Here is a 15,998-nt window from a genome sequence, read left to right on the forward strand (position 1 = left end):
CCCAAGGGGCAGGTTAATGCCCAAGGGGCAGGTTAATGCCCAAGGGGCAGGTTATCACCCTGCAGAGCAGGTCCTTTGCAGGGGATTCAGCCCTTATGAGCAGGCCAGTTACTGGTTGCTCCTCCTTGTCAGCAGGCCTGAGCATGGGTTCTAGCCCCTCCTTGTCGGCAGGCCAGTACTGGGCGTTCGGGCCGCATGTTCAGCACATCGTGTGCTTCACACGCTATCTGCGCTTTGCTCCGCTGTCCTTGGTTCTTGGCGACATAGGAGCCGTAGAACCAAGGCAAGTTCCAGGCCCCCTCCCTGACCCTCCTGGGTCGGGGGCCTTGCAATCGCCTGAAAGTGGCTTGAATGGTTGCTCAGTTACATATCATGCCATAGAAGATATTTAAGCCATGGCCCCCTTGATTTTAGAAGCCTATAAAGGGCAAGTAGCCTGAAAAACGCAGCAGAGCAGTGGGGGAATGAGGCAACTGAAGCGACGCCGTGTCAGGATGACACAAACGGCGTCGTGGAAATTAAGTGTTTCTAGAAGAGCCGAAGGCGCTTCGTAGAAGACACTTATGCAGAGCAGCTACCTGCGAGAAGCAAAACCGGCTTGAAAAATCAGGGTGCAACTCTTGAAAAGCACCCCACCCAAGCAATCACCTTCCCCCTGAAAAAAAAGATATGCTATACTTGCGAACTGTATTGGTCATGATTTGTCATGCACCGATGCACCACGGGGAGAGGTACCGAAGTGGTCATAACGGGGCCGTCTCGAAAGCGGTTAGACTTGTAAAGGTCACGTGGGTTCGAATCCCACCCTCTCCGTAGTCGTTATTAAACACATCTGGGCAGATGTGAGAGTGGTTGATTCAGCAGACCTGGAAAGTCTGTAAGCGGTGATGAGCTGCTTCGAGGGTTCGAATCCCTCTCTGCCCGCCTTTTTTTCAATAACTTCCCTCAGTGGAAGTTATTATTTTTTGCAGCGAGGGAATCAGGCTCCATGCGCAAACCACGCCTCAATATTTGGGTCTTGCTCAGTGTATTGCCGCTCTATTTTCTGTTGCTTGAAGCTTTTCCTGCCTGGATCGGGTTGCTCTCAGGGCTCGCAGGCCAACCCCCCAGTGTGCAAATCATCCTGCCCCGCAGCCTGCCTCCCCAAACCTCTTATCTGCTCTCTGGCGTCTTGCGTGATCCCCTCAGTGGGCAAGCCCGGCAAACACCGCTGCGCCTTAAACTCAGCCCTCAACAAGAAGGCAATACCTATTTGCTGCCGATCCACCCGGCCCAAGATGGCAGCTGGCAGGTCAAGCTGCCCGAACTGAATTCAGGCCAATGGTTGTTTTCACTCAGTACCCACGATGGGCACGCCCTGATCGAAGAACAGACCCTGCGGGTTGAGACTCCCTTACGCATTCAGTTGATTCCAGACCGCCACAGCCTGCATCCTGGTGAAACACTCTGGGTCATGGCCCATTTGGCCAGGGGAGAACAGGCCCTTGAAAAAATCCCACTGGAATTTCAACTGCATTCTGGCCGACGTCTGCTCAGCCGCCAAACAGCGCTCAGTGATGACTGGGGGCAAGCCCAAACCCGTTTTCAGATCCCCAGCCATTGGCCCCCAGGCAGCTATCGTTTAGAGCTCAAGGCTGGCAGCCGCCCGCTGGCCAACCAAACGCTCAAAATCAGTGCGCCCCTCCCTTCATCTATAGAAAAAGCTCCTGATGCACTCGAAATACAAGCACTCTATCCCTATCTCTTAAAAGGACAGGAACAGGAATTGCTGCTGCGTCTGCGCAATGGCAAAGGAGAATCTGTTCCCTCAGGTTGGGTGCGTTATCAAGGCCAAGATCTGCCCCAACAGGGCGATTATCTCAAACTAAAACTCAAGGCCCTCGAAACCCAAACAGAACCAGAACTCACCGCTGGCGACGCCCAAGGGCACTTACAGCGCCTGCGTTTGCCCTTAAACTTTCTAAAACAGGGCATTAACTTGCAACCCCAGCTCGACGCAGAGGGCCATCTCAGCAATCAATGGCTGGTCTACAGTAAACAAAACGACGTTTTAACGTATACTGTCGGCCAAGGGCAGGAAATTCTGGTCCAGGGACAAAAAACACTCAAGCCAGGGGCCAATCTGCTTCAACTGCCCGAAGCACCCAATCAGGCCCCTCAGTGGCTCTTGGTGTATCTGCGCAGTGAAAGCGCGCCCCTTTGGTTACAGATTTCCGCACAAAACGGAAAACAGGTTCTCAAGCTGAACCCCTCAACACCAGATGCGCTCAGTGCGCTTCAGATTGAAGTGCCAAAACGCAAGGAGCTCGTCCCCCCCCTTCAGGTCAACAGTGTGCTGATGCAGGAAAAAGTCCAAGGCACTCCTCTCTTCGTTCCTTCCACCCTGCCCAAAAACCGATTGCTTCTGCCCCAGTCCCCCCAAAGACTCACCCCCCTGCTTTATTGGGGGGCCAGCCTGTTTTATGTCTTGATGTTGCTCTTGGCCCAAGCCCCTCTGCTTTGGCTGCTCTGGAAACTCACCCTTTTGCACACTCAACAGAGCACCATTCCCGTCCCATCTTCAGAGCAAATGAAACGTCTGCGCCAAGGATTTTTACTCCTACAAGGTTTTCAAAGCCTCTTGTTCTTCTGTCTTTTGCTGGCTTGGATGATTGGCTTACAGATTTTGAATCTGCCACTCAGTCTGCCCTGTGTCCTCGTACAACTGGCCCTGCTGATCCTCACGTTCTTTCTCAGCCGGGGATGGCGTGCCGAATGGAAAGGCCGTCTGAAAACCGTGCCGCTTGGGCTGATCCTGTGGGGGGGCAGTCATCTCCTCTTGAGTTGGTCTGTACAGATTTACCAACCCGTATTTTTGCCTGCCCTGTGGCTACTTCTCAGTCTGAATCTCTGGCTTTTGACCTTGGCCCTGCGCCGGGTTTTTCTGCCGGAACGCACACGACCAGAAGATCTCCGCCAGGGTTGGCTTTTAAGCCTCTTACTTGTCTTCAGTCTGCTCAATCCGGGGTTACAAACAGCTGGCAAGGGCCTCTTTTTTAAAGCCCTGGAACCAGAGACTGCTGGCCAAGACAGCATCAGGCAAAGTTCTGCCCTTGATTTCAGCCAAAGCTGGCCCATTCAGGTTCAGCAAACCCATCTTGAAAAATTACCTGACACCCTGAAACTGCTTCCCACCTATCAAGCAGGTTCCAGTCGTATTCACGTCTACCTACAGGACCAGAGTGGACATCAGCTTCATTTGAACCAGGCCTTCAAAATTCAGGGTGCAGTGATTCCGACGCTTCAGGCGCCCAGCTATGCCTTGGCAGGAGATCGCTTAAAACTGGGGCTGCTTTTTAGAAACGAAACCCACCAGCCCCAAAGCCTACGCTACCGTTTTGACGGATTGAATTGGCAGGAACTCAGTCTGCAGGCAGGTAAAGCCCAACAAATCTGGCAGGATTATACCTGTCACCGCAGTGGACTGCAAATTCTCTCTTTGGAACAGGAATGGAAAGGCCGTCGGGTGCAAAGGGAAGAACCGCTCTATGTTCAGGCCCCGGAATGGGAACGCAGCCATGCCCAACTGAATTTTCAGTTAGAAGCACCTGTCAGTAGCCAGCTCGTCACAGGGGAAGAGGTTCCTGTTTTGGTACAACTCTCTCAGACCAGCGCCAAAGCCCAACCGCTGGGGTTGCAATTGGGAATTCCCAGTGGCTATTTGCCCTTGTTGGATACCCTCAACGATCGCCAGGTCGGACGTTGGATAGACTCTGTCCAGCAGGCACCTGGGTATATCAATATCATGACCAAAGCTCTGCCTCCCGGAGAAACCCTCTCTTTTCATTACAAATTGCGGGCGCAAACCCCAGGTACAGTGAAAATGCCTGCGGCACAACTCTTCTTTTTGGAAAATCCGCAAAACCGCAAGGTCTTCACCCAAACCCCGGTTTTTGACTCGCAGTAAAAAAACACTTTTTTTCTGCATCATCATGGCGTCAGATCCACAGCATTTCTGGCTATAATCAGAATAACCAGTTCTGTGCAGATAAAGGAGCTATTCCCCGTGGGAAATATTAACAACCTCAGATCCAGCCCCCCTCCTTCCCGAATTCCGGGTGAGCGGGTTTCTCAAGCAGCCCAAAAGGCGCAAAATGTAGAAAATCTTAAAAATCAACTCAAAGTCGGAGCAGCTGCCGCAGGTATCGGTGCCGCTGCCGTTGCAGGCATGACCTCAGGCCCTGCGACAGGCGCCATGATCGGTGGCATGCTTGGCGCAGCAGCCGGTGCAATCCTGACTCTTCCCAATAATAAAACCTATACAATTCAAGCTGGCGACAATCTGACCTCGATTGCCAAACAACACTTGGGGCCAGAAGCTACCGCCCATCAAATCGAAAAGTTTATCAATAAAACCTTGGATCTGAACGAGGATCTGATCGACAATCCTCACCAAATCTATAAAGGTGATACGATTGCTGTCCCCGCAGGTCCTGCTCAGGGACAAGCTCAAAATATCGCACCCTTTCTGGATTGAGGTAAAAAATCATGGTTGACGGCATCCGTAGAACCGGCTCACTCGCCCCCAGCACCTCTGTTCGCCCTCCTTCCCGGCCTGTACAACAGGGCCAAACTTTGGAAGGCCCCATGCAAATGCCCGCTTCTTCTGCACAGCTGAATTATTCTGCCGACGTGAATAAAACAGGCCGTTTTGCTGTCCATGGCTCAGCCGCCACCGAACTTCGTTTCCCAGAACGTTCGGCAGCAGATCCTGTCACCAAAGAAACCCTGATGGGTGCGATTGCAGCAGACAATGGCCCCGGGGGGTTGGCCAGCAAACTTAGCAATTCTAAAAATCGGGCCACCTTTGAAAAAATCGCCGAAACCTGTATCAAAGTGGGGGAAAAAGAAAATGTCGACCCGCGCATTCTCTTTGCCATGGCCATGCAGGAATCGGATTGTGGCTTAAATACAAAGCACAGCAGCAGCGCCCAGGGAATTACGGGCATGAAGCCCAGTTCAGCCCCCAACCGCTCAGCCCGCACCCAATTGGGCAATTACGAAGTCTGCCTGACACAAACCGCGCGTTACCTCAAAGGCCAGTTGGTCAGAGAACTGAACGCCAAGGGACACAGTTCTGTCAGTGCAGCAGATGTGGCTCCTGGCGCAAACAATAACGATACGGCTAAACTCTTGTTTTCCTATCGCTTTGGCGCAGGTGCCCTGAATCAAAAACTGCGTAAAAATACGGTTGAAGGTCTGGTTAGACACAGCGACTATTCCAATGTCTTCAGACATATGAACGATATGGGCCTGCCCAGAAGTTAAGCCTGTTATAAGCCAAAAGCCAGCGTTTAAAACGCTGGCTTTTTTCATTTGTACACGGCCTGCTTCAGTGATGCCCGGGCTGACTGCATTTACAGGCTTGTTTCTGGCCTGACAAACCCAAATTTTTCAAAGCAGAAGCTGCATCTGCCCCTTTGGTTCGGGCCACAATCCAAGCAGAAAGCAGCGGATCCTGAGCGCCGGTGCGCGCTACACCCGGTTCAAGCATGCGTTCGACAAAATCATAGAGACGGGGATTGGTTGTTTTTAAATGCTCACGCTCACTAAAATTCCCCTGGTAATCCTGCTGCAAATAGGCTTCAACGCCTTCAGCCAAAAACTCCATATGATTGGTACGGGAATAATCTGAAATAAAACCTGAATTGGATTCCTGGGCCATGGAATAAATCGCCCAAATTTCCAATTGCTCAGCACTGCTGAGAAAATAGCTGTGCAGAACATGCCCCATTTCATGGGCAAAAGTATCGGGCGACGAATCGTTGAACATGCCGCCCACATCCAGAGCCGTAGGCTCTTTGCGCAAACGGTTGACCCCTTCCATCACCCCCATGGTTAAAACCTGCATGCCTTTGCGAATCAAACCATCTTGTTTCAGCACCGATTGAACAGGAGAAGAAAACACAATACCTGAATAATCAGTGGCTGCTGTCGTTCCCCGTACACCGGCAGGAATGGGCTGCCAGCGGGGGCTCTCATGCGGGGGAATAAAAAAGAATTGAAAACCTGCGCCATATTGGGGATTGTCTACTTGTTGCAGACGGGTCATAAAATCTGGATATTTTTTCAGAATCAATTCGAGCTTGTTGAGAACTCCCTTTTGCGTGGAGCCAGGCAGGATATCAAAATTGCGGTAGATATTCTGAAAATCAGCTGAGCGCTGCAAATTTTGCTGAGACGGGGTTAAATCCTGGGTTTTGAGACCTGCCAGCTCATCCATGGGCTCAATCAGACGAATCGTCGAGAGGCCAAAAGCCGAACGCATCGATAAATTCAGACGATCGGTACTCTGATAGGGATTGACCTCAGGGCTCTGTTTTGGTTTGGCTTGTGCAGGCGCTGTCTCCAGCCCCACCCATTGCATCACCTGACTCAAACTTTGTACAGACGGCATGCTCTTCTCAACCTCATAAACTCCGGCCTCCAAAGGCGCGTATAAAAGTTATCGCAACGTAAAGAGAGAACCTGCTGCACTTCATAAAATATTAAATCAGATATAACCTTATATTAAACTTTTTGTTTTTTCCCAGTGTAAACCCTCAAGTTAAACGCCAGAGCAGACTGGATATGGTACAAACATATAGGCCTCTGCGCTCAAAGCACGTTCGCTGAAAGAGAAACCTATGTCTACACCCTTCATCATTACCAAGGCCTCTGGAGAAAGCGAAACCTTCTCCCTTGAAAAGCTGCGCCACTCTCTGCTTAAAAGCGGTGCATCCCCTGAAACAACCGAAGATATTATCGAAGAATTGGAGCGAGATTTTTACAGTGGCATGCGCTCCCGCACCCTGTATAAAAAAGCCTTCAGCCTGTTGCGACGCCGCTATAAGGCCCAAGCTGCACGTTACCAACTCAAAAAAGCGATCATGGAACTGGGCCCCTCTGGCTACCCCTTTGAAAATTTCGTGGGGGAAATTTTCAAGGCCCAGGGCTATACCGTTGAAGTAGGCGTGATTCTTCAGGGGCATTGTGTACGCCATGAGGTAGACGTGGTTGCTGAAAACGAGACAGAACGCATTCTGGTAGAGTGCAAATACCGCAATACACCGGGTTTTAAATGCGATGTCAAAATTCCCCTGTATGTGCATTCACGCTTTCAGGATATTGAAAAAGAATGGCGCAAGCTCCCTGGCAACCACCACAAAAAGATCCAGGGTTGGGTGGCCACCAATGCCCGCTTTTCTGGAGACGCCATTCAATACGGAGAATGTGTGGGGCTTCAGCTTTTGGGTTGGGATTATCCACAAAGCCGCAGTTTGCGCAAATGGATTGACGAAGATCGACTCTATCCTCTCACAGCCCTGACAACCCTGAGCAAATCAGAAAAACAAAGATTGCTGGAAAAGGATTATATTTTGGCCAGTGAGTTAGTCAGCAGCCCGCATTGTCTGGAGATTCTCAATCTCACGGCTCGGCGTAAACACCAAATTCAGAATGAAGTCCGTCAGCTCTGCGGGAACGGTGACTAACGTCGGGCCTGATTACGACCCGCGTTAAGATGATTCCAGAGTACAATGGCAGCCACTTCTACCTGCACAGCACCTAAACCCGCATGATGCGCGCCGTAATCTTTTAAAAGGGTCAGTCTTTCAAGGTGGGCCCGTGCCAATTCCGTATGGTGCTCCAGATAATCAAGGGCCACTTTAATTTCTCGGGCTTGATCTGAATATAATTGGCGCACGATTTCTTCTTCGGTGGGCTCGCTATTTTCGGTGGGCTCGCTGTGCATACGCATGCTTTCTCTCGGATTGGTATCTTCTATTGTAGAGTAAATTTTGCAATTATTACAGGGGACAGTTTTGTATATACTGTGAGAGAAGGCTTTAAGCGTTCACCGGGGCCAACGCAAATCTGGGAACAAAATTCGTTTTTTGCACGTCCCCCCTTACAAATCTAATCTGGAGTTTTTTACCATGAAACATCTTTTCTCAGCTTTAATCCTGACGGGTCTGACCAGTTCCCTGCTAAGCAGTTGTATTGATCCTGCCATCGCCAATCTGATCAATCGGGCCAATCAAACCCTTGAACAGAAAAAAACAGCCACCCCCAGCCCATCCAGCTCTCCTACCAGCAGCAGCTCTGGCTCGGTTTCCCTGGATTTAAATATCGATGCCGCTGCCGCCGCCAGCCTCGAAGGCATGAAAGCCAGCAATTGCAGTCAGGAAGGCAGTATTAAATCCGCAACAGGCCCAGCCACCTCTGTCGATTTCAAAAATGAAAGCAGTGCCGATATCAGCATTTATTGGCTGAATGCCCAAGGCAAGCGTGTGCTGTATAAAAAGCTCTCCGCTGGCAGCGACTATACCCAATCCACCTATGTAACACACCCCTGGCTGATTACCAATGCTCAGGGCAATTGCATTGGCATTTATACTCCTGAATCCAGCAGCAAAAGCAATCTCAAAATCACCTCTCAGGGCAGCAGTGCTTCTGGCAGTACAAGCAGCAGCGCAAATGTTTCAGCGGGCAGCTCTGTAACAGGCACGCCTACACCTGAACGTGTACAACAGGCCATTACCTGCCTCAAGGCCAAGGGCGATACGACCAACGCCACCGCTTTGACCGGACTGCTGAATCTCTATACCAGCATGTCTAAAGTCGTTGGTGCAGATGTCGCTGCCAAGGGTTATCTCAGCGGAACCACTAGCGTAATCAACAAAACAGGCTGTTAAGCCCAAGCCCCCTGGTATTATGCCAGGGGGCTTTTATAATAAGCCAGGTATTTTGAGACGGTGGACTTAATTCCGTGAACCTGGAATAATTTTCAGCTTCAGGGTCTGGCCCGCACGTACAATCACCACTTCTGTTTCTTGGCCAATTTTGAGGGTATCTATCGCATAGGTATAATCGTAAATATTCTCGATTTTACGTCCCCCCAGCATCACAATCACGTCCCCGGCTTTCAAACCTGCTTTTTCAGCCGGTCCCCCACTGCTCACACCCGACAGCTTGAGCCCTTTGATATCGCCACTGGCATAATCGGGAATACTGCCAAGATAAACCCGCAGCCCCCCTCTGTTTTCCTGACCTTCAGGCTTTTTCATGGAAATATAATCGAGTTTGAGATCTTTGCGGGCAATTTCAGCCCCAATTCTTCCCAATAAATCTACTACCTGTTGCGTGCCGGGGTAGTTGATTTTCTCCGCCGTATCGCGTGGGGTATGGTAATCGGCATGGGCTCCGGTAAAGGCGCTCAGAATGGGAATGCCCTTGAGATAAAAAGAAGTGGCGTCGGTGGGCAGATAGCTTGTCTGCTGGGTCACCAGCGGCAGACCCAGCATCAGATTATTGCGTTCCAAGAGCCCAGGCCAAACCGAGCTGGAGCCCACGCCCTGAAGCACCAAAGCTTTTTCAAGACGGCCCACCATGTCCATATTCAGATAGGCTGAAAATTTTTCAAGCTGGGTTTTCGACAGGTTTTCCACATAGTGATTGGAACCCAAAAGCCCCAATTCTTCGCCTGACCAGAGCGCAAAAACCAGATCCTGTGGCAGTGTTTTTCCCTGCTGGGCCTGATCGGCAAAGTATTCAGCCAGCTCCAGAACACCCGCTGAACCCGATGCATTGTCATCGGCTCCCGCATGAATCTTGCCCTTATCATCGCCGCTGGCCAAAGAAGACTGGCCTTCGCCATGCCCAAGGTGGTCGAGGTGTGCCCCGATCATCAACTGGTGTGCCCCCTTACCCGAACCCGGCAGACGCGCCAGAATATTGCGGCTGGTTTTCTTTTCTTTGCTGATTTCAACTTCCGCGCTCAGTTTCAAACCGGGCAGCGCAAAGCCCTGCATCCACTCCCCTGAATCGAGTTGATCCTGAAGACTTTTTAAACTTTTGCCGCTGGCTTTGAGCCAATGTGCGGCCAAGGCATCGCTGACCGTCAGCACCCCCAGTGACATGCTGCCCACCGAAGCTCCTGCTTCAAAAGAAACCAACTGCTCTTTAACCTGGCTATTGGGGCCACTGACCACAATCAGCCCCCGAGCCCCCTTTTCACGGGCCACCATGGCCTTATAGCGCAAGCCCGAAAAACGAGAAAGATACTGACGGCGTTCTGGGGTTACCTGCTCAGGCAAAAAACGGAAGACCAAAACCCATTTGTCTTTGAGATCCAAATGCACATAGGAGTCATAGCCCGGCTGGCCCTGACTTTCAGGTGCTACCAGACCATAGCCCCCAAAAACCACCTCAGCTTCAGCCAGCTTGCCGGTCTGAGAAAAGGGCAAGGGCCGCCATTCCTGGTTTAAAGCATAGGCCTTCTGGCCTGGTGCCTGCAATTGGTTTTGCTTGCCCAAGGAAACCCCTGCGGTGAATTCAAAGCTTTGAAACCAAGAGCCCTGATCTCCGGCGGGTTCAAGCCCCAGACGCTTAAAAACCTCTGCCACATATTCAGCGGCTTTGGCTTCTCCGCGACTGCCGGTTAAACGGCCTTCGGTGGCGGGATCTGCCAGAAATGAAATGCGCTTTTTTAAATCCTCAGCCGCAATTGCAGGCTGGGTGGCGAAGGCCTCTCCCCTGGCGATGCCCATGCCCGCCTGGGAAGGAGCTGAAGCAGCTTTCTCCGCCCCCAGCCCCAAGGCCTGACGGGCAGAAGCATCGTTCCAATCGGCCATAAAGAGCTGTGATTGCTTCTTGTCAGTGCGGCCACTGGTCCAGAGCAATTTCTTACCATCGGGTGAAAAAACCGGCAAGCCATCAAAGCCCTCGGTCGAGGTCACGCGCACAGGCGCATGCTGTCCTTCGGCATCGATCAGATAGAGTTCAAAATTGGCGAATCCCTGCTGGTTGGTGGCAAAGATCAAATAATCACCACTGGGGTGATAATAGGGCGCCCAGGACAGCACCCCCATTTTGGTGATTTGTTGGATGCCACTGCCATCGCGGTTCATGCTGAAAATTTCAGCCGTATCCCCGTGTTCAGAAAAGCGTCGCCAGACAATTTTCTTGCCATCGGCACTGAAGAAGGGGCCACCGTCATAACCGGGGCTGTGTGTCAATTGGCGCACGTTGGAGCCATCACTGTTCATGATATACAGCTCCATAAAAAAGGCGGGGTCCTGCTCCAAACGCTTGCTTTCAGCTTCAGACAGCTTGTGCTGATAGGCACTGCGGTTGGAGGCAAAGACAATTTCTTTGCCATCGGGAGAATAGGCCCCTTCGGCATCATAGCCCAGGCTGTGGGTTAAATTGACATAGTTCCCCCCAGAAATATCCGCCTGGTAGATCTCATAATGCGGGTCATAATCCCAGCTATAGCGCTTGGTCTTGCCTGAGGCTCGGAATTCCAGCTCTGCTTTTTGCTTTTTGAGCGCCTCGGGGTCATCCTGGGTAGAAGCAAAGAGCACCTGTTTACCATTGGGGTGAATCCAGCCACAGGTTGTTTTGCCCTGCCCAGGAGAAACACGCTGGGTTTCTCCTGTTTGAAAATCGAGCACATACATCTGAAAAAAGGGATTGTCGGCATCGCGCTCGCTCTGAAAAATCAGCTTTTGACCATCTGCGCTGAAATAGCCTTCGCCTGAGCGTTTGCCTGAAAACATCAATTGACGGGTATTTTTTAAGAATTGGCTTTCAGCCTCAGAAACCGCTGGCGAAGCCGCCCAGGTGGCGGGAGCAGCCAAAAGCAGACTGAGTGCGGTCGTAAGAATATATTTGTTCATTTTTGTGTCCTGTTAGGGGTGCAGATCTTTCTGCATTGTAAAACGGGATCCAAGCAGAACCCAAGCAAAAGGACAAGCCCACCCTGAGAATCCACAAAACACAAAAATCCCCCCTGCAAACCAGGGGGGATTTTAAAACCCAGAACCTTAGGCCCGTGTTTGAACAATCGCGTGCTGCCAGCCCTGCATCAGAGCCTGGGCTTTTTCAGCTGAAATCTGGGCCTCAAAGCGGCGTTCCAATTGCCAATTGGTTTGAATCGCCTGGGGAGTTTCCCAATAGCCCACCGCCAAACCGGCCAGATAGGCCGCTCCCAAGGCCGTGGTTTCGGTCACGACAGGACGCTCAACCGGCAATTGCAGTAGATCGGCCTGAAACTGCATCAAAAACTGATTGGCCGTCGCTCCCCCATCCACCCGCAGAACCTTAAGCGGTTCATGGGCATCGGCCTGCATCGCGCTGAGCAGATCCGCACTCTGGTAGGCAATCGACTCCAGGGCGGCACGTGCAATATGCTTGCGGTTACTGCCCCGTGTCAGGCCCGTGAGCGAGCCCCGCGCAGCAGAATCCCAATGGGGTGCACCCAAGCCCACAAAAGCCGGCACCAGATAAACACCCCCGGTATCTTCAACTTGCGAAGCCAGGGTTTCACTCTCAGCAGCAGTCTCAATGATCTGCAATTCATCGCGCAGCCACTGAATCACAGCCCCAGCAACAAAGACACTGCCTTCCAGGGCATAGGTCACCTGATCTCCCAATTGCCAGGCGATTGTGGTCAACAAACCCGCATTCGAGCGAACGGGCTTCTCGCCTGTATTCATAAGCATAAAACAGCCCGTACCATAGGTATTTTTGGCTGTGCCGGGCTCAAAACAGCCCTGACCGAAAAGTGCAGCCTGCTGATCGCCCGCCATGCCCGCAATCGGAATTTCCACCCCCTCAAAGAGGGCCGGAGCGGTCTTGCCAAAGACACCACTGGAGGGTTTGACCTCGGGCAAAAGTGCAGCGGGAATGCCCAAAATTTCAAGCAACTCAGCATCCCAGCGACCTTCACGAATATTGTAAAGCAGGGTTCGGCTGGCATTGGAGGGTTCAGTGGCATGCACCGCGCCCCCCGTCAGCTGATAGAGCAGCCAGCTGTCGATCGTACCGGCCAGCAGTTCGCCCTGCTCAGCCCGCTGCCGCCATTCAGGATGGCTATCCAATAACCACTTGAGTTTGGTGCCTGAGAAATAGGCATCGAGCACCAGGCCTGTTTTTTCTCGAAACAGGGGTTCAAGCCCTTGGGCTTTGAGGGTTTCGCAAATTTCAGCAGAACGGCGGCACTGCCAGACAATCGCATGGTGCAAGGGTTTGCCCGTGGCCTTTTCCCAAAGCACAAGGGTTTCGCGTTGGTTGGTCACCCCAATGGCTGCCACCTGTTGAGGGGAGACCCTTGTTTTTTGTAAAACTTCACGGGCTACGGCCAGCTGGGTTTGCCAGATTTCATCGGCATCGTGTTCAACCCAGCCAGGCTGGGGGTAAATCTGACGAAACTCCTGCTGGGCCAATCCGTGGATTTGACCGGCCTGATCAAAGAGAATCGCGCGGGACGAAGTGGTTCCCTGATCCAGGGCTAAAACAAAACGGGCTTGCGACATAGAGGCCTCCGCTGACAGAGATGGATACCATTATAGCGGAGTCTGAAAGAGAGTGTTGGGCGCTCAAATCTAATTTATTACAAAGTTACACAAGCAAAAACTTTTGACTGAATTTAAGACAATTAAAATACAAAAAAACAAAAAAAATGAGTCACCATCACGGTTTTATACCTATCTTGGTGAAGATTCAAACTTTGACAATGTGTAAATCATGAACTTAATTATTATTTCATTTTCATAATTTATCGCTGTTTTTCAGATAGATTAAAGGACAGAAAAGCGCATTTCGGGAGAGAATTTAAATTGCAACCCCAAACGATGATTCTTATACTTTTCTTTTTGCTCACTCTTTTGGGTTGTCAAACCCCTACCCCCACACACTCTGCAGCCCCAAAAACAGAACCAGCAAAAATCAAGCCTGTTTCTGAGACTGGGTTGTATCCCATCGATACCCAATTGGGTCAAGAGCCCCAAGGTGTTTTAGCAGGTGAAGAAGATCGTAGCTTGAAAAACTTCATCAGGCCAGTGCATTGGTGATTTTAGAAAAATGGAAACTAAAGTAATGACGACTCATCAACCTTATCTTGCTTTGACAGAAATAGGCTTTGATAAAGACTGGTCTATGTGCTTAAATGACTTACCTTTTACAGGAACAGCCATTGAATGGGATGACGAAGAAGCTGAAGAAGAAGATGGAGCAATCTTTCGGCATATTCAGGTAATCAATGGAGAAGCCGTAAAACTGCTTCTGTATAATTATAAAGGTGTGTTAATCGAGGAACACGATGCCCCTTTTTTGATAGATGAAACCTATTTTAACCCTTTTCAATTTGGCTCCTTTCGCAAAAAATGGTATGAAACAGGAGAGCCCAAAGAAATATTGGCTCCAGTTCAATCCAGTGAAGCGATCAATATTTCAATACAAAAAGGCGGATTAAAAAAACAAGACCTTGATCCATTTGACATAATATACATCGAATTTTATAAAAACTCACAATTAAAGCAACTGATCCTAAAAAATTATATACGTATGCATTCATATGAAAAAGAAAATATAAAAAAATTTCTTTTTCATATCCAAAGTTTCGATTTCTTTGGCCCACAATACTCAATCAAACAGATAAAAGAATGGTATGAAACAGGGCAGCTAAAATCTGAAAAAATTGAAGAATATAGCTATCTGGTATGGGAACGTCAATTTTCTGAAAATGGCGAATTGCTCTCTGAATACCAGATAGATCCTCAAAGTGAAACTTATCAAACCATTCAAAATCTTAAAGAAAACAAAATAGATTATATTTTTTCTGATCTTGAAAACTATTTCGGTATTCTTCGCCATAAATTAAACGGAGACAAAGGTCTTTACTATTATAAAGACCAACCATTTAGTGGTTTTGATCTTGAAATACAGAGTAACTATCAAACCCGAATTCAGTACATGAATGGCGTAAAGCAAGGTTATCAAGGATTTATTGATAATAAATATGAGTCAATAACACATGCAGCTACGAAAGCTCAATCTTATTATGTGTTTGAACTATCTACAAATTTCAAATCCAAATATCTCTTCACTGAAAAATATGAATTTGGCATCTTGCTCTATCGCCATCACAGAGATAAGCAGGGAGTTTGGCTTGAAAACTTTGAACTCTCTCCAGACTCACCTGATTATCAACGTCTTGAACGCTACCGGCAATGGAAGCGGTTTGAAGCCTCTTTTGCAAGCCACTCTACCGCTCAGCCAAACACAGAGCAGAATAGCAGCCCCCTGACACACCGACAAATCTTTTTAGAACAGGTAGAATTTACCCAAGAAAACTTGTTTTATTTTAATGGAGAAGCCTTTACAGGAACCGTTGTTGAAAACATGGAGCCTGAATTGGCTTTTACAACCCAAAACCAAGAAAAAGAATTCTTCCGACACTACAAAATTGAAAAAGGAAAGGTCAAATCTGTAAAAACCTTTAACCTGATGGGAGTAGTTTTATCTGAAAAATGGAATGTCTTTGTATCGGGTATCCACAATCAGAAACCCCATCTATTTGCCCTTTCAAGTTTAATACGCAATGCTTCTGGAATGCTCATTTTTCTAACTTTTTCGATCATTGATGCCATAGATCTGCCTAAAAATGAATTTGTCAGAGAAACCGTACAAAACTATCCCTTTGATCTCTATGACCGTGTCGAGTTGCGCTTTGGTGAAAAGGGGAAATTGGAATTTGAAACACTGTCAAAATCAGCCCCTTATCTCTATGATTTTGATGGGCCAGCCTCGCAAAAAATCAAGGTCTTCAGCGGGTATGGACACCAAGCCTTCGATCTACCTGTGCCCTATCATTCTTTCAAAAGCTGGTTTCCCAATGGGCAGTTAAGAACTGAGTCCATCAAAAAATATAATGTCTGTCTTTTAGAGCGCTCCTTTGATGAAAAGGGGCAACTGATCGCAGAAAAAAAATTAGACCCAGAAAGCCATCAAAACCTGTATATTCAACAAATGCAAGCCGATGAAATGCCGTTTATTTTTCCTAAAACATATCTTTTAGTGGATATTCCAATAACCAACTTGGTTTTTCACAAAAATATCTGCTACCATCAAGGCGAGCCTTTTAGAGTCATCCAGAAAATAAATTTCAAAAGCCTGAGAGTCAGTTTTGTTGCGGT

At 49.3% G+C, this 15,998-nt stretch carries 10 protein-coding genes, 1 tRNA gene and 1 pseudogene; 8 read left to right on the plus strand and 4 right to left on the minus strand.

Features of this window, described 5'->3' with window-relative positions:
- Positions 1-725 precede the first annotated feature (725 nt).
- From COW20_03985 to COW20_04000, 4 genes are all read left to right on the plus strand, one after another.
- Positions 726-813, plus strand: a tRNA-Ser gene (locus COW20_03985).
- Between the two features lie 175 nt (positions 814-988).
- On the plus strand, positions 989-3,946 hold the full coding sequence (locus COW20_03990; protein ID PIW49992.1) for a hypothetical protein: 2,958 nt from the start codon (positions 989-991) through the stop codon (positions 3,944-3,946).
- 99 nt (positions 3,947-4,045) lie between these two features.
- Positions 4,046-4,516, plus strand: coding sequence for a hypothetical protein (locus COW20_03995; protein ID PIW49993.1), 471 nt, complete (start codon positions 4,046-4,048; stop codon positions 4,514-4,516).
- A gap of 11 nt (positions 4,517-4,527) precedes the next feature.
- Positions 4,528-5,307, plus strand: coding sequence for a hypothetical protein (locus COW20_04000; protein PIW49994.1), 780 nt, complete (start codon positions 4,528-4,530; stop codon positions 5,305-5,307).
- A gap of 64 nt (positions 5,308-5,371) precedes the next feature.
- Here COW20_04000 and COW20_04005 read toward each other — a convergent pair whose 3' ends face one another.
- On the minus strand, positions 5,372-6,436 hold the full coding sequence (locus tag COW20_04005; GenBank protein ID PIW49995.1) for a hypothetical protein: 1,065 nt from the start codon (positions 6,434-6,436) through the stop codon (positions 5,372-5,374).
- A gap of 229 nt (positions 6,437-6,665) precedes the next feature.
- Between COW20_04005 and COW20_04010 the strand changes: the two genes are divergently transcribed.
- Positions 6,666-7,511, plus strand: coding sequence for an ATPase (locus COW20_04010; GenBank protein PIW49996.1), 846 nt, complete (start codon positions 6,666-6,668; stop codon positions 7,509-7,511).
- Here the strand turns inward: COW20_04010 and COW20_04015 are convergent.
- Positions 7,508-7,771, minus strand: coding sequence for a hypothetical protein (locus COW20_04015; GenBank protein ID PIW49997.1), 264 nt, complete (start codon positions 7,769-7,771; stop codon positions 7,508-7,510). The two genes, COW20_04010 and COW20_04015, sit on opposite strands and share 4 nt — an antisense overlap.
- Before the next feature lie 184 nt (positions 7,772-7,955).
- Here COW20_04015 and COW20_04020 point away from each other — a divergent pair, with 184 nt between their 5' ends.
- Complete coding sequence (locus COW20_04020) at positions 7,956-8,714, plus strand: hypothetical protein (protein PIW49998.1); 759 nt, start codon at positions 7,956-7,958, stop codon at positions 8,712-8,714.
- 66 nt (positions 8,715-8,780) lie between these two features.
- Here COW20_04020 and COW20_04025 read toward each other — a convergent pair.
- Both COW20_04025 and glpK read right to left on the minus strand, forming a co-directional pair.
- Positions 8,781-11,723 (minus strand): annotated as a pseudogene (locus tag COW20_04025) (peptidase M28).
- Positions 11,724-11,846: 123 nt separating this feature from the next.
- Positions 11,847-13,337 (minus strand): glycerol kinase, encoded by a 1,491-nt coding sequence (gene glpK / locus COW20_04030; GenBank protein PIW49999.1) that lies wholly within the window; start codon positions 13,335-13,337, stop codon positions 11,847-11,849.
- Between the two features lie 303 nt (positions 13,338-13,640).
- On the opposite strand from glpK, the gene COW20_04035 reads away from it, so the two are divergent.
- Both COW20_04035 and COW20_04040 read left to right on the plus strand, forming a co-directional pair.
- Positions 13,641-13,874: a hypothetical protein gene (locus COW20_04035; protein PIW50000.1), complete on the plus strand. Its 234-nt coding sequence runs from the start codon at positions 13,641-13,643 to the stop codon at positions 13,872-13,874.
- A gap of 25 nt (positions 13,875-13,899) precedes the next feature.
- A partial coding sequence (locus tag COW20_04040) for a hypothetical protein (protein PIW50001.1) occupies positions 13,900-15,998 on the plus strand: 2,099 nt, incomplete at its 3' end.

This window comes from bacterium (Candidatus Blackallbacteria) CG13_big_fil_rev_8_21_14_2_50_49_14, assembly GCA_002783405.1.
GTDB lineage: Bacteria > Cyanobacteriota > Sericytochromatia > UBA7694 > UBA7694.